A 19,547-nucleotide genomic window follows, 5' to 3' on the forward strand; every position below is an offset into this window, starting at 1 on the left:
CTGTGGCACGCGGCGGGTAGGGCACCGGTGTCCGATCAGTCGCCCTCGAGGAGGACCCGTGTCCGAACCCACCGACGACCTGCGCGAGCGCGCCCGCGAGCACATCGAGCAGTTGCCCGCCGAGACGGCCCTCGGCAACGCCGACCCCGCGGGCGGTGTCCAGGACGACCCCCAGGTGCTCGACCAGGCCGCCCGTGAGGAGGGCGAGCAGCGCAGCTGAGAGACAGGGCCTCCCTGCCCCCCCACCGCTCGCAGGCTCGCGGCGGGCCCCCGCAGGGAGGCCGACTCCTCGGCGCCCCGAGCCTGTGAGGGACCCGAGGAGGGGCTCACCGTCGGGCACCACCCAGCGGGGGTCAGGCAGCCCTGCCCATCGGTGCGCCCGCGACCTCCCTCACGCGGTCTCCCGCTCGGGCGCGGTGAGGCCGGCCAGCGCACCGGCGACCCGGTGCAGCTCGGTGCCCCACGCGGTCGCCGTCCACCCGCCGAGCAGCGGCAGCCGGACGGCGTCCTCTCCCGTAGAGACCGGACGCTCGTCGCCGCCCGTGTGCACGGTGGCTGCGTACGCCCGCGGGGCCACCGGCGGCAACCAGGCCGGGGCGCCCGGCCCGAGGTCGACGGTGGTGTGCAGCAGCGGCCGGCCGGCGCGGACCACGCGGGTGGTGCCGGTCCAGCGGCCGGGCTCCTCGCCCCGCCGCCCGAGCAGCACCTGCTCTGCCGCGGTGAGCACGCCGTCGGGCCCGAGCTCCGCCTCCATCTCCGCGACGTGCCGGGCGTGCGCGGCGACGACGGTCGGCTCCGGCGCCAGGTCGAGCTCGCCGGCCACGGTGGCCCGGATGCGCTGCACCGAGGGCTGGACGGCGCCGCGGGAGGGCAGCGCGACCGCGGCGGCGACCGAGCGCACGCACAGCCGGGCGCCCTCCTCCACGACCAGCCGGACCGTCACGTCGTCCCCGCCGAGCGGGCCGAAGGCGGTGGCGACGAGGTGCACCGTGCCCGGGCCGGTCCGGCGGACGGCGTACTGACCGCCCGCGCGCACCACCGGCAGCACGGTGCGCCCGCCGGGGCCGCGGCAGGCGACGACCTCGACGAGCGTCCTCATCGTCCGGCTCCGGTCCGCAGCCGCTCCGCTCCTCGCCCGTCCCTCGCTGCGCCGCTCACGCCCGTGTCGTGTTCGCGCCCGCGGCCACGCGGACCCGCAGCTGCTCGCGCACCCAGTCGGCCACCGCGGCGGCGCTCGGGTCCTCCCGCAGCGAGACCAGCAGCGTCGGCTTGCCGCCGCGCACCGCGTCGGCGTCCCGTCGCATGACCCCGAGGTCGGCGCCGACGAGGGGGGCGAGGTCGGTCTTGTTCACCACCAGCAGGTCGGCGGCGGTGACCCCGGGACCGCCCTTGCGCGGCACCTTGTCGCCGCCGGCCACGTCGACGACGAACACCTGCACGTCGACCAGGCCGTAGCTGAAGCTGGCCGTCAGGTTGTCCCCGCCGGACTCGACCAGCACCAGCTCCAGCCCCGGGTGCCGGGCCTCGAGCAGCTCGACGGCGTCGAGGTTGGCGGTGATGTCGTCGCGGATCGCGGTGTGCGGGCAGCACCCGGTCTGCACCGCCTCGATCCGGTCGTCGGGGAGGACGGCGTTGCGGCGCAGGAAGTCGGCGTCCTCGGTCGTGTAGATGTCGTTGGTGACGACGGCGAGGTCGTGCTCCGGCCCCAGCGTGCGGCACAGCGCCGCGGCCAGCGCCGTCTTGCCGGAGCCCACGGGTCCGCCGAGGCCGACCCGCAGGGGGCCCTGCCTGCCGTCCGCGGAGTGCCGGTGCGACGCGGGCGCGTCGACGTAGTCGTCCAGGTTGTGGTCAGGCGGCATGGGGACTCCCAGTGAGGCTCATGAAGCGAAGAACCGGTCCTTCCGTGCGGCGTGCACCTCGGCGAGCAGGTCGAGCAGGGGGTCCGCCGCCGCCGGGACGCCGTCCACCGCGGCGACCTCGTCGATCTCCGGGGCCAGGCGGGCGGTGAGGGCGGCGACGGCGAGCGGGTCCATGGCCAGCAGCCGCTGGGCGGCGGTCGCCGGACCGCTGACCGACAGGTACGCGGCGGCCGCGGCGGCGTCCCGCGGGGTCAGTCCGGCGGCCGCGGCGGCGACGCCCACGGCGAGCGGGGAGTGCGGCCGATCGGGCAGCGCGTCCCAGGCCGGCGAGGGCCAGGCGCGCCGCCCGACGCGGACCAGCCCGCGCCCCTGCTGCCGGGACGCCGCCCGCAATGCGGGGCTCGGTGTGCGCGCATCGGCCTCGAGGTCGAGCGAGGCGAGCGTCGCCGAGTCGGCCCCGCACGCGGCGGCGGCCAGACCCGCTGCCACGGCACCCGCCGTGTGCAGGCGACGCCGCAGGAACGCCGTCAGCGTCGCCGGGTCGTGCACGACCCCGGCCGCGATCGCCTGTTCCACGCCGCCGGAGTGCGTGTGCCCGCCGGCCGGCAGCCGGGAGTCGGCCAGGGTCAGGAGCGCCGCCGTCATCAGAAGAGGAAGTACCGCTGGGCCATCGGCAGCTCGCGCACCGGCTCGGGCTCCCACACCTCGCCGTCCACCCGCACGGTGAAGGTGTCGGGGTCCACCCGGATCTCCGGCAGCGCGGTGTTCTCCGGCATGTCGGCCTTGGTCAGCCGCGTGGTGTCGGTGACGGCGACCAGCCGCCGGTCGACGGCGAGCCGGTCCGCGAGCCCCGCCTCGACGGCGGCCGGTGCGACGAAGTGCAGCGACGTCCGCGCCGGCACCCGGCCGTACGCCCCGAACATCGGCCGCGGCAGCTGCGGCTGGGGAGTGGGGATGGAGGCGTTGGCGTCGCCCATCTGCGCCCAGGCGATGACGCCACCCTTGAGCACCGCGTGCGGCCGGACGCCGAAGAACCGCGGGTCCCACAGCACCAGGTCGGCGAGCTTGCCGGGCTCGACCGAGCCGACCTCGCCGTCGATCCCGTGTGCCACGGCCGGGCAGATCGTGTACTTGGCGACGTAGCGGCGCGCCCGCAGGTTGTCCGCCGCGCCGTCCCCGGCCAGCGCCCCGCGCTTGCGCTTCAGGACGTGCGCGGTCTGCCAGGTGCGCAGCACCACCTCGCCGACCCGCCCCATCGCCTGCGCGTCCGAGCCGATCATCGAGATGGCCCCGAGGTCGTGCAGCAGGTCCTCGGCGGCGATCGTCGTCGGCCGGATGCGGCTCTCGGCGAAGGCCAGGTCCTCGGGCACCGAGCTGTCCAGGTGGTGGCAGACCATGAGCATGTCGAGGTGCTCGTCGAGGGTGTTCACCGTGTGCGGCCGGGTCGGGTTGGTGCTGCTCGGCAGCACGTTCGGGTGCCCGGCGACGGTGATGATGTCGGGCGCGTGCCCGCCTCCTGCCCCCTCCGTGTGGTACGCGTGGATGCTCCGCCCGGCGATCGCGGCCAGGGTGTCCTCGACGAAGCCGGCCTCGTTCAGGGTGTCCGAGTGCAGCGCCACGGGGACGCCGTTGCGCCCGGCCACGGTGAGGCAGGCGTCGATCGCCGCGGGCGTGGAGCCCCAGTCCTCGTGCAGCTTGAAGCCGCTCGCCCCGCCACGGAGCTGCTCCTCCATCGACTCCTGTGAGACGGTGTTGCCCTTGCCCAGCAGCGCGACGTTGACCGGCCACGGGTCCATCGCCTCGAGCATCCGCGCCAGGTACCAGTCGCCCGGGGTGATGGTCGTGGCCTTCGACCCCTCCGCCGGGCCGGTGCCGCCGCCGATGAGCGTCGTCACGCCCGAGCCGAGCGCCGTCGGGACGATCTGCGGGCAGATGAAGTGCACGTGGCAGTCGATGCCGCCGGCGGTGAGGATCCGGCCGTTGCCGGCGAGCACCTCGGTGCCCGGCCCGATGACCAGGTCGGGGTGGACGCCGTCCATCGTGTCGGGGTTGCCCGCCTTGCCCAGCGCCACGATCCGGCCGTCCCGGACGCCGACGTCGGCCTTGACGACCCCCCAGTGGTCGAGGACGACCGCGCCGGTGACCACCAGGTCCGGCGCGCCCTCGGCGCGGGTGGCCCGGCCTTGGCCCATCGACTCGCGGATCACCTTGCCGCCGCCGAACACCGCCTCCTCGCCGGCACGGCCCGGGCCACCGCAGCGGTCCTCCTCCACCTCGATGAGCAGGTCGGTGTCGGCCAGCCGGACGCGGTCGCCGGTCGTGGGGCCGTAGAGCTGGGCGTAGCGCTCGCGGGACAGCTGCACCATCAGCCGAGCCCTCCCGCTGCGGTCAGGCTCTGCCCATCGGCCTGACTGCGCGCCCCGGTCCGCTCATCGCTCGTTCCTCGCTGCGATGCTCCCGGGGCTGTCGTCAGGCCCGGGACGACGCGCGCCCCGGCCAACGGGACGAGGGTGACCGTGCGGGTGATGCCCGGCTCGAAGCGCACGGCGGTGCCCGCGGCGACGTCGAGGCGGTGACCGTGCGCGGCAGCGCGGTCGAACTTCAGCGCCCGGTTGGCCTGGGCGAAGTGGAAGTGCGACCCCACCTGCACCGGCCGGTCGCCGGTGTTGGTCACCTCGACCTCGATCCGCGGTACGCCCGGCAGCGTCTCGATCGTCCCCTCGGCCGCGAGGACCTCCCCGGGGATCACGGGATGGGGTGGTGGACGGTCACGAGCTTGGTCCCGTCCGGGAAGGTCGCCTCCACCTGCACCTCCTCCAGCAGCCCCGGGACGCCGTCCATCACGTCGTCCCGGGTGAGCACCGTGCGGCCGGACTGCATCAGCTCAGCCACCAGCACGCCGTCGCGGGCGCCCTCCAGCACGTGGTCGGTGACCATCGCCGTCGCCTCCGGGAGGTTGAGCCGCAGTCCCCTCGCTCGCCGGCGGCGGGCCAGCTCGGCGGCGTAGGAGAGCAGCAGGCGTTCCTGCTCGTGCGGGGACAGGTGCACGCGGGAGACCTCCGGACGTCGGCGGAGCCCGGACGCTAGCGGCACCGTGTGACAGCGACGTTGCGCGGAGAGGACTTGCCGCAGACCGGGCGCGACCTCTACGGTTCATTACATGAGTAATGAACCCAGGGACCGCGAGGCTCCTGGTCGGCACGCTAGGACCGCGCCGTGAACGAGGACGCGGGCCCGATCTTCCGGCAGGTCGCGTCGCAGATCGAGAACGCGATCGTCGACGGCTCACTCGCCGAGGAGAGCCAGGCGCCCTCGTCCAACGAGCTGGCCGCCTTCCACCGCATCAACCCCGCCACCGCCGCGAAGGGGCTCAACCAGCTGGTGGCCGACGGGGTCCTCTACAAGAGACGAGGAGTCGGGATGTTCGTCGCCACCGGGGCCCGCGAACAGCTGCTCAAGCGCCGGCGCAGCGAGTTCGCCGACCAGTACGTCGGTCCCCTGATGGCCGAGGCCCGCAAGCTCGGCATCCCCGTCCACGAGCTCACCGCCATGATCGGCAGCTGGGAGGAGCAGCGATGACCCCGCCCACCACCGTGGCGGCCATCGTCCGCGACGTCACCGTGCGCTTCCGGGGGCACACCGCCGTGGACGGCGTCAGCACGGTGATCGGGCGTGACAGCATCACCGGGCTGCTCGGCCGCACCGGCGCCGGCAAGACCACGCTGATGCAGCTGCTCACCGGCCACCGCGTGCCGACCAGCGGCTCGATCGAGGTCCTCGGCGGCGCCCCGTACGAGAACGAGGGCGTCCTCTCCCGGATCTGCTTCGTCAAGGAGGGACAGCGCTACCCCGACCACTTCCGGGTCCGCGACGCCCTGGACGCGGCGGCCCTGGTCTACCCGGACTGGGACGCCGACCTGGCCGCCGGCTTGCTGCGGGACTTCGACCTGCCGGTCAAGCGGCAGGTCAAGAAGCTCTCCCGCGGCATGACCTCCGCCGTCGGCATCGTCATCGGCCTCGCCTCCCGGGCACCGGTCACGCTGTTCGACGAGCCCTACCTGGGTCTGGACGCCGTCGCGCGGCAGCTGTTCTACGACCGGCTGCTCGCCGACTACGCCGAGCACCCGCGCACGGTCGTGCTCTCCACCCACCTGATCGAGGAGATCGCGCCCCTGCTCGAGCGGGTGCTGCTCATCGACCGCGGCCGGGTCCTGCTCGACGCGGACGCCGAGTCGCTGCGTGGCAGCGCGGTCACCGTGACGGGGCCGAGCGACCGGGTGGCGGCCTTCGCCCGGCAGCACGAGCTGCTGCACTCCGAGTCCCTCGCCGGCCAGAGCCGTTCCGTGGTCCGACTGACGGGCGGGTCCGACGGTGGGGACGCCGTCGCAGCCGGGCTCTCCTGGGAGCCGACGACCCTCCAGCAGCTGGTCGTGGCCATGAGCCTGCAGACGACGCGTCCCGACACCTCCGCCCGTACCGACCTCGAGGAGGTCTCGCGATGAACCGCGTCCTGGCCGCAGCCCGCCTGCACCTCGCGCACCCGCTGGTCGCCCTGGGGGTGCCGTGGATGGTCGGCGCCGTCAGCTTCGCCATCAACTGGGCCGTCTGGCAGATCATCGACATCCGCTCCCTCGAGGGGGACGACGGCTTCACCGGTGGCGTCTCAGCCCTCTACATCACCGTGCTCGTGGTCTTCGTCCAGGCGGTGACGCAGCTGATGCCGTTCGCGATGGGCATCAGCTTCAGCCGGCGGAGCTACTTCCTGGGCACCTGCCTGGTCGGTGTCGGCATGGCCCTCGGGTTCGGCGTCGCCCTGGCCCTCCTGGACGCCGTCGAGTCGGCGACCGGGGGCTGGGGAGTGGGTCTGCAGTTCTGGACGCCGCCACCGTTGGACGTCGACGGCTTCTCCGCCCAGGTCGCGGTCTCCGGCGCTCCGATGCTGGCCCTCATCGCGGCGGGCGTGGGCATGGGCGTGGTGACCAAGCGCTGGGGTCCGAACGGTGTGTGGGGCCTCATCATCGGCGGCATGGCCGTCCTCGGCGGAGCCGCCGTGCTCATCACCTGGATGCGGGCCTCGCTCGACCTCGGCCGCTGGCTCGCCGACCAGTCGCTGATGACCCTCGCCGTCGGCCTGCCGCTCGCTCTGGCCGCACTCCTGGGCGCACTCGCCTTCGTCGGCATCCGTCGCGTCGTCCCCTGACGCGGGCTGGACACCCGCAGCGGGCCCCGGTTCCGTCACCACGGAGCCGGGGCCCGCTGCCGTGGGCGGCACAGCCGGCCCCGAACGGCAGCGTTCTCCTGGTAATGCATGAAGGGCCCTCACCGTGTGGTGAGGGCCCTTCATGGGATGGTTGTCCGGCGGCGTCCTACTCTCCCACCCCGTCTCCGGGGCAGTACCATCGGCGCTGAGAGGCTTAGCTTCCGGGTTCGGAATGGTACCGGGCGTTTCCCTCTCGCCATGGCCGCCGTAACACGGTGAACCTGACCAACCCGGGGCAATTCCCCGGTTGGTGCGTTCAGAACCGCACAGTGGACGCGTGGGTGGTGCAGCAGTCTTCGATCCGGTGCCCGCACGGGATGTGCGTGGGATCGGGTGTAGGTCGTGTGGTCAAGCCCTCGGCCTGTTAGTACCGGTCAGCTCACACACCTCGCGGTGCTTCCACCTCCGGCCTATCAACCCGCTGGTCTGGGCGGGGGCCTTACCCCATTGACTGGGTGAGAGACCTCATCTTGAAGCGAGCTTCCCGCTTAGATGCTTTCAGCGGTTATCCCTGCCGAACGTAGCCAACCAGCAGTGCACCTGGCGGTACAACTGGCACACCAGAGGTTCGTCCGTCCCGGTCCTCTCGTACTAGGGACAGCTCTTCGCAAGTCTCTTACGCGCACGGCGGATAGGGACCGAACTGTCTCACGACGTTCTAAACCCAGCTCGCGTACCGCTTTAATGGGCGAACAGCCCAACCCTTGGGACCTACTCCAGCCCCAGGATGCGACGAGCCGACATCGAGGTGCCAAACCATCCCGTCGATATGGACTCTTGGGGAAGATCAGCCTGTTATCCCCGGGGTACCTTTTATCCGTTGAGCGACACCGCTTCCACCTGCCGGTGCCGGGTCACTAGTCCCAGCTTTCGCTCCTGCTCGACCCGTCGGTCTCACAGTCAAGCTCCCTTGTGCACTTGCACTCGACACCTGATTGCCAACCAGGCTGAGGGAACCTTTGGGCGCCTCCGTTACATTTTGGGAGGCAACCGCCCCAGTTAAACTACCCACCTGACACTGTTCCTGATCCGGATCACGGACCGAGGTTAGACATCCAATTCGACCAGAGTGGTATTTCAACGGCGACTCCACGAACACTGGCGTGTCCGCTTCCCAGTCTCCCACCTATCCTACACAAGCCGAACCGAACACCAATATCAAGCTGTAGTGAAGGTCCCGGGGTCTTTCCGTCCTGCCGCGCGTAACGAGCATCTTTACTCGTAGTGCAATTTCGCCGAGCCTGTGGTTGAGACAGCTGAGAAGTCGTTACGCCATTCGTGCAGGTCGGAACTTACCCGACAAGGAATTTCGCTACCTTAGGATGGTTATAGTTACCACCGCCGTTTACTGGCGCTTGAGTTCTGAGCTTCGCCTTGCGGCTAACCCGTCCCCTTAACGTTCCAGCACCGGGCAGGCGTCAGTCCGTATACCTCGTCTTACGACTTCGCACGGACCTGTGTTTTTAGTAAACAGTCGCTTCTCACTGGTCTCTGCGGCCCCCACCCGCTGCCCCGCGCACGGCGGTTCACGGACGAGGGCCCCCCTTCTCCCGAAGTTACGGGGGCATTTTGCCGAGTTCCTTAACCACAGTTCGCTCGATCGCCTCGGTATTCTCTACCTGACCACCTGAGTTGGTTTGGGGTACGGGCCGCTCGGAACTCGCTAGAGGCTTTTCTCGGCAGCATAGGATCATCCCATTCACCGCAATCGGCTATGCGTCAGGCCTCACCCTCGTGCGCCACGGATTTGCCTATGGCACGGGCCACACCCTTGCACCGGTACTACCACTCACCGGTAGGACTACCTTCCTGCGTCACCCCATCGCTTGCCTACTACCAGCTCGGGTCCCGCGCTCGACCGACCTCTCCACAAGTGGATCGGCCGGCGTCGGGCGGTCAGCATCACTGGGTTCAGCATGGGCGTTCCTTCGCGGGTACGGGAATATCAACCCGTTGTCCATCGACTACGCCTGTCGGCCTCGCCTTAGGTCCCGACTCACCCTGGGCGGATTAGCCTGGCCCAGGAACCCTTGGTCTTCCGGCGGGGGAGGTTCTCACTCCCCTCTCGCTACTCATGCCTGCATTCTCACTCGCGTGGCGTCCACGGCTGGATTCCTCCGCCGCTTCACCCGCCACACGACGCTCCCCTACCCACCCACACACCTGGCCGGCAGACCGAAATCTGACGGCGGGCTGTCGTGTGAGTGCCACGGCTTCGGCGGTGTGCTTGAGCCCCGCTACATTGTCGGCGCGGAACCACTTGACCAGTGAGCTATTACGCACTCTTTCAAGGATGGCTGCTTCTAAGCCAACCTCCTGGTTGTCTCTGCGATCCCACATCCTTTTCCACTTAGCACACGCTTAGGGGCCTTAGCCGATGATCTGGGCTGTTTCCCTCTCGACTACGAACCTTATCGCCCGCAGTCTCACTGCCGCGCTCTCACTTACCGGCATTCGGAGTTTGGTTGACGTCAGTAACCTTGTGGGGCCCATCGGCCATCCAGTGCTCTACCTCCGGCAAGAAACACGCGACGCTGCACCTAAATGCATTTCGGGGAGAACCAGCTATCACCGAGTTTGATTGGCCTTTCACCCCTACCCACAGCTCATCCCCCAGGTTTTCAACCCTGGTGGGTTCGGTCCTCCACGCGGTCTTACCCGCGCTTCAACCTGGCCATGGGTAGATCACTCGGCTTCGGGTCTAGAGCACGCGACTAGAATCGCCCTGTTCGGACTCGCTTTCGCTACGGCTACCCCCCACGGGTTAACCTCGCCACGTACCACTAACTCGCAGGCTCATTCTTCAAAAGGCACGCAATCACCGCCCGCACACGAGGTGCGGCAGCACGGCTCTCACGGCTTGTAGGCACACGGTTTCAGGTACTATTTCACTCCCCTCCCGGGGTACTTTTCACCTTTCCCTCACGGTACTCGTCCGCTATCGGTCACCAGGGAGTATTCAGGCTTAGCGGGTGGTCCCGCCGGATTCACACCGAATTCCACGGGCTCGGTGCTACTTGGGAAACACGTTCGGGAGGTGCGGCGTTTTCGTGTACGGGGCTCTCACCCTCTGCGGCGACCCCTTCCAGAGGCCTTCCACTAACGACCACACTTTCTCACTCCCCGCACGCGCGGCAGCACGTGCAGAACGGTCCCACGACCCCGTCCCCACAACCCCTGCCGGGTATCACATGGAAACGGTTTAGCCTCCTCCGCTTTCGCTCGCCACTACTCACGGAATCACGGTTGTTTTCTCTTCCTGTGGGTACTGAGATGTTTCACTTCCCCACGTTCCCTCCACACGCCCTATGTGTTCAGGCGCGGGTCACACCACATGACTGGTGCGGGGTTCCCCCATTCGGACATCCTCGGATCAACGCTCGGTTGGCAGCTCCCCGAGGCTTATCGCAGCCTCCTACGTCCTTCATCGGCTCCTGGTGCCCAGGCATCCACCGTGTGCCCTTAACAACTTGGCCACACAACTACAACAAACCCCACCCACCACCGCCCTCCGACGAGGGCAGCGCTGCGCGGGCCTGCAATCAAAGAAGATGCTCGCGTCCACTGTGCAGTTCTCAACGACCAACCGGCCACCATCCGGACCCGCCCCGCCGAACCCCACCCCACCCCTCCCCCGACGGGAAAGGACACGGCGGGTGGTACGAGGACCCGGACGGCCCCGACCGAAGAAACCGACCCCCGCCGGGCAGACGGTCCTCCGTCCACCCCGCAGGGTCCGCTCCCTCAGGACCCAACAGCGTGCCTACCACCACCACCCACCACCGACTCCGTTCCCCGCACCCCGCCCCCGAGGGGACGCGGCGCCGTACTGAGAGCCGGCAGCGGCCGGCGGCCGAACTGGTCAGCGTTCCACCCTCGAGCACCACCCCAACAACCCGCGGCACCCCACAACCGGGGCGCCATCACGTGCTGGGCGCGGCTCTGGACCACCACACGCATGTGGCGGCCAGTGCTCCTTAGAAAGGAGGTGATCCAGCCGCACCTTCCGGTACGGCTACCTTGTTACGACTTCGTCCCAATCGCCGATCCCGCCTTCGACGGCTCCCTCCCACCAGGGGTTGGGCCACCGGCTTCGGGCGTTACCGACTTTCGTGACGTGACGGGCGGTGTGTACAAGGCCCGGGAACGTATTCACCGCAGCGTTGCTGATCTGCGATTACTAGCGACTCCAACTTCATGGGGTCGAGTTGCAGACCCCAATCCGAACTGAGACCGGCTTTTTGGGATTCGCTCCACCTCGCGGTATCGCAGCCCTTTGTACCGGCCATTGTAGCATGTTTGCAGCCCTAGACATAAGGGGCATGATGATTTGACGTCATCCCCACCTTCCTCCGAGTTGACCCCGGCAGTCTCCCATGAGTCCCCGGCATTATCCGCTGGCAACATGGAACGAGGGTTGCGCTCGTTGCGGGACTTAACCCAACATCTCACGACACGAGCTGACGACAACCATGCACCACCTGTGCACGGCCCTTACGGACCCCACATCTCTGCGGGATTTCCGTGCATGTCAAGCCTAGGTAAGGTTCTTCGCGTTGCATCGAATTAAGCAACATGCTCCGCCGCTTGTGCGGGCCCCCGTCAATTCCTTTGAGTTTTAGCCTTGCGGCCGTACTCCCCAGGCGGGGCGCTTAATGCGTTAGCTGCGGCACGGAGACCGTGGAATGGCCCCCACACCTAGCGCCCAACGTTTACGGCGTGGACTACCAGGGTATCTAATCCTGTTCGCTCCCCACGCTTTCGCTCCTCAGCGTCAGTTGTTGCCCAGAGACCCGCCTTCGCCACCGGTGTTCCTCCTGATATCTGCGCATTTCACCGCTACACCAGGAATTCCAGTCTCCCCTGCAACACTCAAGTCGGCCCGTATCGACTGCAGGCCCGGAGTTGAGCTCCGGGTTTTCACAGCCGACGCGACCAACCGCCTACGAGCTCTTTACGCCCAATAATTCCGGACAACGCTTGCACCCTACGTATTACCGCGGCTGCTGGCACGTAGTTGGCCGGTGCTTCTTCTGCAGGTACCGTCACCTCACGGCTTCGTCCCTGCTGAAAGAGGTTTACAACCCGAAGGCCGTCATCCCCCACGCGGCGTCGCTGCGTCAGGCTTCCGCCCATTGCGCAATATTCCCCACTGCTGCCTCCCGTAGGAGTCTGGGCCGTGTCTCAGTCCCAGTGTGGCCGGTCACCCTCTCAGGCCGGCTACCCGTCGTCGCCTTGGTAGGCCACTACCCCACCAACAAGCTGATAGGCCGCGGGCCCATCCCCAGCCGGAAACCCTTTCCACCACCAGACCATGCGGCCAGCGGTCACATCCGGTATTAGCCCCAATTTCTTGGAGTTATCCCAGAGCCGGGGGCAGGTTGCCCACGTGTTACTCACCCGTTCGCCACTGAACCCACCACCGAAGCGATGAGCCCCGTTCGACTTGCATGTGTTAAGCACGCCGCCAGCGTTCGTCCTGAGCCAGGATCAAACTCTCCGTAGATGAACTTGATACCAGGCCGAGAACCAAGAACTGGACGCTCTTGATGTCAATCAACCCAAAGAAACCCACAAAGGGGTCACATACATGGCACTGACTTTCGGCACGCTGTTGAGTTCTCAAGGAGCGGACGCGCTCGTACTCCAGCCTTTCGGCCTTCGTTCGAGGCGGTATCCCCATTGTACACCGCGCTCCGCAACGGTCGGACCTCGAGGGTCGACCGGCGGTTTCCCAGGCCTTGCGACCCGGTCCGTTCTCGCTCGGTGCAGGAAGAACAGTACACCACCCGCGGGGCCCTCTGCAGGGGGGTCCGCGGAGGGCTCTGCCCTCCCGGTCGATGACCCTGAGGCCAGGGCATCGGTGTCCGTCGGGCCGGCTGAGGAGCCGGACTCGAGGACGTCGGGGTGGACGCCGTCCGGCACGCCGTGCTTCCCGCCGCATCCGCGCTCCTCGTCCTGGAGCGGGGGCGGGTAGCCGGCCGCTGGGCGGCGGTGTCCCGACGTGTGGGGAACGCGCCGCCACCGGAACGGCTTCCGCACGCAGGTGCGAGCTGGGTCACAACCTGCGACCACGAGGCCGGCGGGTGATCGTCACGCGCCCCTGACGGCGTCAGGCCACGCCACGAGGTCGGAACTGGACGCTGACCCGGGGGCCCACCGGCTTGGTGGTCTTCGGGATGCAGTGCTCCCACGTCCGCTGGCAGGAGCCGCCCATGACGACCAGGTCGCCGTGCCCCAGGGGGAACCGCAGGCCCTCCCCGCCGCCGACCGGGCGGAGCAGCAGCGGCCGCGGCGACCCGAACGACACGATGGCGACCATGGTGTCGGCGCTGCGACCGCGGCCGAGTCGGTCACCGTGCCAGGCGACGCTGTCGCGGCCGTCGCGGTAGAGGCACATGCCGGCGCTGACGAAGGGCTCGCCCAGCTCGGGCCCGTAGTGGGCGTTCAGTGCCTCCCGTGCTTCGGTGAGCAACGGGTGCGGCAGCGGCTCGTCACCGTCGAACCACCGCAGCAGCCGGGGGACGGCGACCTCGCGCTCGTACATCTGCCGTCGGTCGGCCCGCCAGCCGATGTCCCCGAGCAGCACCTCGAGGACCTCGTCGGACCCCTGGACCCAGCCAGGCAGGTGGTCGACCCATGCACCCCGGCTGAGGTGGTGCCGGCTGACCGCGAGGGGCCCGAGGGCGGCCTTCCCTGCGAGGTCCCACATCGACGGCTGGTGTGCGAGCGACATGGGCGGAGGCTACGCCGGATCGAACGTGTGTACGAGTACGGACAGCGCCCGGGCTCTTACGGTGTCAGCCTCCCTGCAGGGTCCCGCCGCGAGCTCGCGAGTGGTGGGCGGCAGGGAGGTCCTTGTTCAGGCGGTGAGGGCGAGCGCGAAGGGCAGGACGCGGGAGGCGCCGGCCAGCCGCAGCTCGCGACCGGCGACGGTCATGGTCCAGCGCGAGTCGGCGAGGTCGTCGACCAGCAGCACCGGCACCGGGCCCAGCTGGACCAGCCGCTCGCGCAGCTCCGGGCCGACGACGATCCGCTGCCACACGCCCGCCAGCCGGAAGGCGCTGTTGCCCCCGGGCTGCCCCGTCGGCCCGCCGTGTGCGAGCGAGAGCTCCCCGAGGTAGGGCAGCCGGCCCAACCCCGCCAGCCCCTGCGCCAGCCCGGTGACCAGGCGGGGCCGGCGGCGGGAGGGGACGGCGACCACCGCGGCGGGGCGTTCGGCCCAGTCCCAGGCACCCAGCACCCGGGCGCACGCCCGCAGCAGCTCCTCGTCCGGCGGGACGTCCGACGGTGCCCGTCGCACCGGCACGTCGAAGGCGGCGTCCGGGTCCTCCTCCAGACCCGGGGCCTCGAGGTCGACCACGCCGCCGACGCCGTCGTCCCCGAGCAGCGTGCGCAGCCGCTGCCCCCAGCCGAGGTCGGTGAGCCGGGCGACGGCCCGGCCCGGGTCGAGCTGCTCACCCGGCCCCATCTTGCCCTTGACCTTCACGCCGAGGCGGTCGGCGCCGGTCGGCCACTGGGCGCGCGGTGCCAGCTCGACGCCGGGACGGTCGAGGGCGGCAGAGGCCGCCGCGGCCGCCCCCTCGGGGACCTCGGTCGAGTACCAGGGGCCGGCGCAGACGTCGCAGCGGCCGCAGGGTGCGGCGGTCGGGTCGTCGAGGGCCTCCTGCAGGAAGGCCATCCGGCACTGCGCCTCGTCGACCGGCTTCGCGTAGGCGATCATCGCCCGCTGCTCGGCTTCCCGGGTCCGGGTGACGCGGGCGTAGCGGTCGGCGTCGTAGACCCACGGCCGTCCGGTGGACCGCCAGCCGCCCTGCACCCGCTCCACCGCGCCGTCCACCGCGAGCACCTTGAGCAGCAGCTCGAGCCGGGACCGGCGGACGTCGGCCACCGTCTCCAGCCGGGCCACGGACCAGGCCTTCCCGTCGGCCATCGCGGAGAGCACCGCGGCGGCGTGGTCCTCCCGCGGCATGGAGGAGGTGGCGAACCACTGCCAGATGGCGAGGTCCTCGGGGCCGGGCAGCAGCAGCACGTCGGCGTGCTCGACGGCACGGCCGGCGCGGCCCACCTGCTGGTAGTAGCTGACCGGCGACGACGGCGCCCCCAGGTGGACGACGAAGCCGAGGTCGGGCTTGTCGAAGCCCATGCCGAGCGCCGAGGTGGCGACCAGCGCCTTGACCCGGTTCTCCCGCAGCGCCTCCTCGGCGTCCTTGCGGTCGGCGTCGTCGAGCCGGCCGGTGTAGGCGCGCACCTCGTGGCCGGCGTCGCGCAGCAGGGACGCCGTCTCCTCGGCCGCGGCCACGGTGAGCGTGTAGACGATGCCGCTGCCCGGCAGGTCGCCGAGGTGGGCGGCCAGCCACGCCAGCCGTGCGCGGTCGGTGGGCAGCCGCAGCACCCCGAGGCGCAGCGAGTCGCGCGCCAGGGGGCCGCGCACCGTCGTCACCCCCACGCCGCCGGCGCCGAGCTGCTCGGCGACGTCGGCGACCACCCGCTCGTTGGCCGTCGCGGTGGTCGCGAGCACCGGCGTCCCGGCCGGGAGCGTGCCGAGCAGGTCGCGGATGCGGCGGTAGTCGGGGCGGAAGTCGTGGCCCCAGTCGGAGACGCAGTGCGCCTCGTCGACGACGAGCAGGCCGCAGCGGGCCACCAGCCCCGGCAGCTGCTCCTCGCGGAAGCGCGGGTTGGTCAGCCGCTCCGGGGAGACCAGCAGGACGTCGACGGCGTCGGCCGCCAGGGCCTGCGCGACGTCGTCCCACTCGGTGGCGTTGGCGCTGGAGATCTCCACAGCGCGGATGCCGGCGCGCGCCGCGGCCGCTACCTGGTCGCGCATCAGCGCCAGCAACGGGCTGACCAGCAGCGTGGGGCCGGCGCCGCGGCGGCGCAGCAGCGCGGTGGAGACGAAGTACACCGCCGACTTGCCCCACCCGGTGCGCTGCACGACCAGGGCCCGCTCGGAGCGCTCGACCAGCGCGGCGACGGCGGCGTCCTGACCCTCGCGGAACTCCGCGCCGGGCCGGCCGGTCAGGTCCCGGAGGACCTCGAGGGCCTCGGTGGCGAGGTCGGCGGACGGCGCGGCGGTGGTCATGACTCCCGACAGTAGGGCCGCCTGACGACAGCCCCGCGAGCATCGCAGCGAGCGCCAGCGAGCGAGGCGCGGAACGGGGCGCGGAGTCGGGCCAGTGACACGGACGGGCGACAGGACGGGCCGCCGCGCGGACCCTGGGGACGAAGGGGAGAATCCACAGGCGATGCGACCGCCGGACAACCACGTGCACACCAGGTGGTCCTGGGACACCGCTGACTCCTCCACGATGGTGCGCGCGTGCGAGCGGGCGGTGGCCCGGGGCCTGCCTGCCATCGCCTTCACCGAGCACCTCGACTTCACGACCTGGACGCCGGAGGACCGCGCGACCGCCGAGGGGCTGGTCGACCGGCACGCCTCCCGGCACCTGCCCATCGACGTCGAGGGCTACTTCGCCGAGCTCGAGGAGTGCCGCGGGCGCTTCCCGGAGCTGCGGATCTGGTCGGGCGTCGAGACCGGCGAGCCGCACCTGTTCGCCGCCAGCGTCGCCGCCCACCTGCGCGACTCGCCCGTCGACCGGGTGCTCGGCTCGCTGCACTCGCTGAGCCAGGACGGCCGGCTCTACGGCATCGGCCGGCTGCTCTACCCCGACCCGGACAGCACGATGCGCCGCTACCTGGCCGAGGTCGTCGACATGGTGGAGAACAGCGACGTCTTCGAGGTGCTCGCCCACGTCGACTTCCCGCGGCGGTACTGGCCCGGCGGCAGCGACCGGTACTCCGAGAAGGACTACGAGGAGGAGTACCGCGCGGTGTTCCGGGCGCTGGCCGGCACCGGCCGGGCGCTGGAGGTGAACACGACCAGCCCGCTGGCCTCGGTCGACCAGGTGCGCTGGTTCTTCGAGGGGGGCGGCGAGGCGGTCAGCTTCGGCAGCGACGCCCACCAGCCGGCCGGCGTCGGCCAGCACTTCGACCTCGCGGTGGACGTCGTCGAGGCGGCGGGCTTCCGCCCCGGACGGGACGCCTTCGACTTCTGGCGCCGCTGACAGATACTTCAGCGCTGAGAGAAGAGCGGTTACGGTTCGCGGGGTGATCCCCGGCCGCGTCGTCATCGCCCTCGGCGGCAACGCGATGACCGGCCCGGACGGCTCGGCCACGCCCGCCGCGCAGCGCGACGCGATCGCCGCGGCCTGCCGGCACGTGGCGGCGGTCGTGGCGACCGGCGTCCCGGTGGTGCTGACCCATGGCAACGGGCCGCAGGTGGGCAACCTGCTGGTCAAGAACGAGCTGGCCGCGCACGAGGTCCCGCCGGTGCCGCTGGACTGGTGCGTCGCCCAGACCCAGGCGACCATCGGCTTCACGCTGGCCGACGAGCTCGACGCCGCCCTCGCCGCGCACGGGCTGCCGCAGCGCACCGCCGCCCTGGTCACCCGCACCCTCGTCGACGCCGACGACCCGCACTTCCGGGAGCCGTCCAAGCCCGTCGGCCGCTTCCTGCCGCGCGAGCAGGCCGAGCGCTCCATGGCCCACGGCCAGGTGTGGGAGGACCGTGGCGCGCGCGGCTGGCGGCGGGTCGTCGCCTCGCCCGAGCCGCAGCGCGTGGTCGACGTCCCGGCGATCGAGGCGCTGCTCGCGGCCGGGTTCGTGGTGGTCTGCGCCGGTGGGGGCGGCGTCCCGGTGGTGGACGATCCCGACGACCCAGCCCACCCCGGCGGGGCACTGCGCGGCGTCGAGGCCGTGATCGACAAGGACCTCACCGCCGCACTGCTGGCCCGGGAGCTGGGCGCCGGGACGCTCGTGATCGCGACCGACGTCCCTCACGTGCTCGTCGGGTACGGCACCCCGGCCGCGCGGCCCCTCGGCCGGGTCACCCCCGCAGAACTGCGCGCGCACGCTGCGGCCGGCGAGTTCGCCCGCGGCTCGATGGGTCCCAAGGTCGAGGCCGCGCTCCGCTTCGTGGAGGGCGGTGCTCATGGCCCCGGACCCACCCGCCGCGCCGTCATCACGTCCCTCGAGCACATCGCCGACGCCGTCACGAGCGACGACGCCGGCACCGTCCTGCAGAAGGACCCTCCTGCCCCCCGCCGCTCGCAGGCTCGCGGCGGGCCCCTGCAGGAGGGCCGCACCAGTCCCCCGATGAAGGAAGAGTGAACAATTGCCCGCACCGATCGAGGTCCGCAAGGTCCCCCTGCACAACGTCAGCGACGCCTCCGAGCTGGCGAAGCTCATCGACGAGGGCGTGATGGAGGCCGACCGGGTCGTCGCCGTCATCGGCAAGACGGAGGGCAACGGCGGGGTCAACGACTACACGCGGATCATCGCCGACCGCGCCTTCCGCGAGGTGCTGCTCGAGAAGGGCACCCGCTCCAAGGAGGACGTCGCACAGATCCCGATCGTGTGGTCGGGCGGCACGGACGGCGTCATCAGCCCGCACGCGACGGTCTTCGCCACGCTGCCCGAGGACGCCGTCGAGCGGACCGACGAGCCGCGGCTGACCGTGGGCTACGCGATGAGCGACGTCATCCTGCCCGAGGACATCGGCCGGATCGCGATGGTCGAGAAGGTCGCCGAGGGCGTGCGCCGGGCGATGGCGGAGGCCGGCATCACCGATCCGGCCGACGTCCACTACGTGCAGACCAAGACGCCGCTCCTGACCATCGAGACCATCCGCGACGCCAAGGCGCGCGGGAAGGACACCTACTACGACGAGCCGCACGGCTCGATGGACCTGTCCAACGGGACGACGGCGCTGGGCATCGCGGTGGCGCTCGGCGAGATCGAGATGCCGCGCCAGGAGCAGGTCATGCGCGACCTGTCGCTGTACAGCGCGGTGGCCTCCTGCTCGTCCGGCGTCGAGCTGGACCGGGCGCAGATCGTCGTCGTCGGCAACGCCCGCGGGCACGGCGGGGCCTACCGGATCGGCCACTCCGTCATGAAGGACGCGCTCGACCAGGACGGCATCTGGAACGCCATCCGGGACGCCGGCCTCGAGCTGCCCGAGCGGCCGCACCCCAGCGACCTCGGCGACCGGCTGGTCAACGTCTTCCTCAAGTGCGAGGCCGACCCGACCGGCTACGTCCGCGGCCGGCGCAACGCGATGCTCGACGACTCCGACGTCTTCTGGCACCGCCAGATCAAGGCGACGGTGGGCGGCGTCGCGGCGTCGGTGACCGGCGACCCGGCGGTGTTCGTGTCGGTCGCGGCGGTGCACCAGGGTCCGTCGGGGGGCGGCCCGGTGGCCGCAATCGTCAGGACCTGAGACCCGCTGTCCCCGTGTCGATCATGGGGTTGTGGCGCGAGGACCCGCCGTCGTCCGGCGCGTCGTACGGCGACGACCCCATGATCGACACCTGAGGGGACGACCCCGGCGACCGAGACTGCCCACTGGGCGGGTGCGCCCCCGTGGACCC

General features: G+C 70.5%; 15 protein-coding genes and 3 rRNA genes. 7 read left to right on the forward strand and 11 right to left on the reverse strand.

Going from position 1 to position 19,547, the window contains the following annotated elements:
* The first annotated feature begins 58 nt into the window (after positions 1–58).
* Positions 59–220, forward strand: a complete 162-nt coding sequence (locus tag ACWIX7_RS11865) for a hypothetical protein (RefSeq protein ID WP_448621734.1) — start codon at positions 59–61, stop codon at positions 218–220.
* A gap of 171 nt (positions 221–391) precedes the next feature.
* Here ACWIX7_RS11865 and ACWIX7_RS11870 read toward each other — a convergent pair whose 3' ends face one another.
* From ACWIX7_RS11870 to ACWIX7_RS11895, 6 genes are read right to left on the reverse strand one after another with little or no spacing between them, the layout of a single operon-like run.
* Positions 392–1,099, reverse strand: coding sequence for an urease accessory protein UreD (locus tag ACWIX7_RS11870; RefSeq protein ID WP_448621735.1), 708 nt, complete (start codon positions 1,097–1,099; stop codon positions 392–394).
* Positions 1,100–1,154: 55 nt separating this feature from the next.
* Positions 1,155–1,859 carry an urease accessory protein UreG gene (gene ureG, locus ACWIX7_RS11875; RefSeq protein WP_448621736.1) on the reverse strand — a complete coding sequence of 235 codons (705 nt, stop codon included), beginning with the start codon at positions 1,857–1,859 and terminating at the stop codon, positions 1,155–1,157.
* Positions 1,860–1,877: 18 nt separating this feature from the next.
* Entirely contained in the window at positions 1,878–2,504 is a 627-nt protein-coding gene (locus ACWIX7_RS11880) for an urease accessory protein UreF (protein WP_448621737.1), read from the reverse strand.
* Positions 2,504–4,225: an urease subunit alpha gene (locus tag ACWIX7_RS11885; protein WP_448621738.1), complete on the reverse strand. Its 1,722-nt coding sequence runs from the start codon at positions 4,223–4,225 to the stop codon at positions 2,504–2,506. Before ACWIX7_RS11885 ends, ACWIX7_RS11880 begins: the two co-directional genes overlap by 1 nt.
* Entirely contained in the window at positions 4,225–4,608 is a 384-nt protein-coding gene (locus ACWIX7_RS11890) for an urease subunit beta (RefSeq protein WP_448621739.1), read from the reverse strand. The genes ACWIX7_RS11885 and ACWIX7_RS11890 overlap by 1 nt, the downstream gene beginning before the upstream one ends.
* A complete protein-coding gene (locus ACWIX7_RS11895; protein ID WP_448621740.1) occupies positions 4,605–4,907 on the reverse strand; it encodes an urease subunit gamma in 303 nt (100 codons plus the stop codon). Before ACWIX7_RS11895 ends, ACWIX7_RS11890 begins: the two co-directional genes overlap by 4 nt.
* A gap of 168 nt (positions 4,908–5,075) precedes the next feature.
* Between ACWIX7_RS11895 and ACWIX7_RS11900 the strand changes: the two genes are divergently transcribed.
* Genes ACWIX7_RS11900 through ACWIX7_RS11910 form a run of 3 tightly spaced genes read left to right on the forward strand, consistent with a single transcriptional unit; the run spans position 5,076 to position 7,059 of the window.
* Positions 5,076–5,438: a GntR family transcriptional regulator gene (locus ACWIX7_RS11900; RefSeq protein WP_448621741.1), complete on the forward strand. Its 363-nt coding sequence runs from the start codon at positions 5,076–5,078 to the stop codon at positions 5,436–5,438.
* A complete protein-coding gene (locus ACWIX7_RS11905; RefSeq protein WP_448621742.1) occupies positions 5,435–6,361 on the forward strand; it encodes an ABC transporter ATP-binding protein in 927 nt (308 codons plus the stop codon). The genes ACWIX7_RS11900 and ACWIX7_RS11905 overlap by 4 nt, the downstream gene beginning before the upstream one ends.
* A complete protein-coding gene (locus tag ACWIX7_RS11910) occupies positions 6,358–7,059 on the forward strand; it encodes a hypothetical protein (protein WP_448621743.1) in 702 nt (233 codons plus the stop codon). Before ACWIX7_RS11905 ends, ACWIX7_RS11910 begins: the two co-directional genes overlap by 4 nt.
* Before the next feature lie 153 nt (positions 7,060–7,212).
* Here the strand turns inward: ACWIX7_RS11910 and rrf are convergent.
* From rrf to ACWIX7_RS11935, 5 genes are all read right to left on the reverse strand, one after another.
* Positions 7,213–7,329, reverse strand: a 5S ribosomal RNA gene (gene rrf / locus ACWIX7_RS11915).
* A 134-nt stretch (positions 7,330–7,463) separates the two neighbouring features.
* Positions 7,464–10,595 (reverse strand): 23S ribosomal RNA (locus ACWIX7_RS11920).
* Positions 10,596–11,100: 505 nt separating this feature from the next.
* Positions 11,101–12,625, reverse strand: a 16S ribosomal RNA gene (locus ACWIX7_RS11925).
* Together the 16S, 23S and 5S rRNA genes form the textbook arrangement of a ribosomal RNA operon.
* Before the next feature lie 606 nt (positions 12,626–13,231).
* Entirely contained in the window at positions 13,232–13,855 is a 624-nt protein-coding gene (locus ACWIX7_RS11930) for an alpha-ketoglutarate-dependent dioxygenase AlkB (protein ID WP_448621744.1), read from the reverse strand.
* A gap of 126 nt (positions 13,856–13,981) precedes the next feature.
* Entirely contained in the window at positions 13,982–16,201 is a 2,220-nt protein-coding gene (locus ACWIX7_RS11935) for a DEAD/DEAH box helicase (RefSeq protein ID WP_448621745.1), read from the reverse strand.
* Between the two features lie 163 nt (positions 16,202–16,364).
* Here ACWIX7_RS11935 and ACWIX7_RS11940 point away from each other — a divergent pair, with 163 nt between their 5' ends.
* The 3 genes from ACWIX7_RS11940 to bar are packed head-to-tail and all read left to right on the forward strand — an operon-like array spanning position 16,365 to position 19,396.
* The gene (locus ACWIX7_RS11940) at positions 16,365–17,183 is read left to right on the forward strand and encodes a PHP domain-containing protein (protein WP_448621746.1); all 819 of its coding nucleotides are present in this window, start codon (positions 16,365–16,367) and stop codon (positions 17,181–17,183) included.
* A 43-nt stretch (positions 17,184–17,226) separates the two neighbouring features.
* Entirely contained in the window at positions 17,227–18,288 is a 1,062-nt protein-coding gene (locus ACWIX7_RS11945) for a carbamate kinase (protein ID WP_448621747.1), read from the forward strand.
* 4 nt (positions 18,289–18,292) lie between these two features.
* Positions 18,293–19,396 carry a barbiturase gene (gene bar, locus ACWIX7_RS11950; RefSeq protein ID WP_448621748.1) on the forward strand — a complete coding sequence of 368 codons (1,104 nt, stop codon included), beginning with the start codon at positions 18,293–18,295 and terminating at the stop codon, positions 19,394–19,396.
* Positions 19,397–19,547: the final 151 nt, after the last annotated feature.

It is taken from the genome of Geodermatophilus sp. URMC 65 (assembly GCF_053502545.1).

Coding starts and splice junctions, on each gene's coding strand:
- ACWIX7_RS11870 (WP_448621735.1), bottom strand. CDS start 1,099: ATGAGGACGCTCGTCGAGGTCGTCGCCTGCCGCGGCCCCGGCGGGCGC.
- ureG (WP_448621736.1), bottom strand. CDS start 1,859: ATGCCGCCTGACCACAACCTGGACGACTACGTCGACGCGCCCGCGTCG.
- ACWIX7_RS11880 (WP_448621737.1), bottom strand. CDS start 2,504: ATGACGGCGGCGCTCCTGACCCTGGCCGACTCCCGGCTGCCGGCCGGC.
- ACWIX7_RS11885 (WP_448621738.1), bottom strand. CDS start 4,225: ATGGTGCAGCTGTCCCGCGAGCGCTACGCCCAGCTCTACGGCCCCACG.
- ACWIX7_RS11905 (WP_448621742.1), top strand. CDS start 5,435: ATGACCCCGCCCACCACCGTGGCGGCCATCGTCCGCGACGTCACCGTG.
- ACWIX7_RS11910 (WP_448621743.1), top strand. CDS start 6,358: ATGAACCGCGTCCTGGCCGCAGCCCGCCTGCACCTCGCGCACCCGCTG.
- ACWIX7_RS11930 (WP_448621744.1), bottom strand. CDS start 13,855: ATGTCGCTCGCACACCAGCCGTCGATGTGGGACCTCGCAGGGAAGGCC.
- ACWIX7_RS11935 (WP_448621745.1), bottom strand. CDS start 16,201: ATGACCACCGCCGCGCCGTCCGCCGACCTCGCCACCGAGGCCCTCGAG.
- ACWIX7_RS11940 (WP_448621746.1), top strand. CDS start 16,365: ATGCGACCGCCGGACAACCACGTGCACACCAGGTGGTCCTGGGACACC.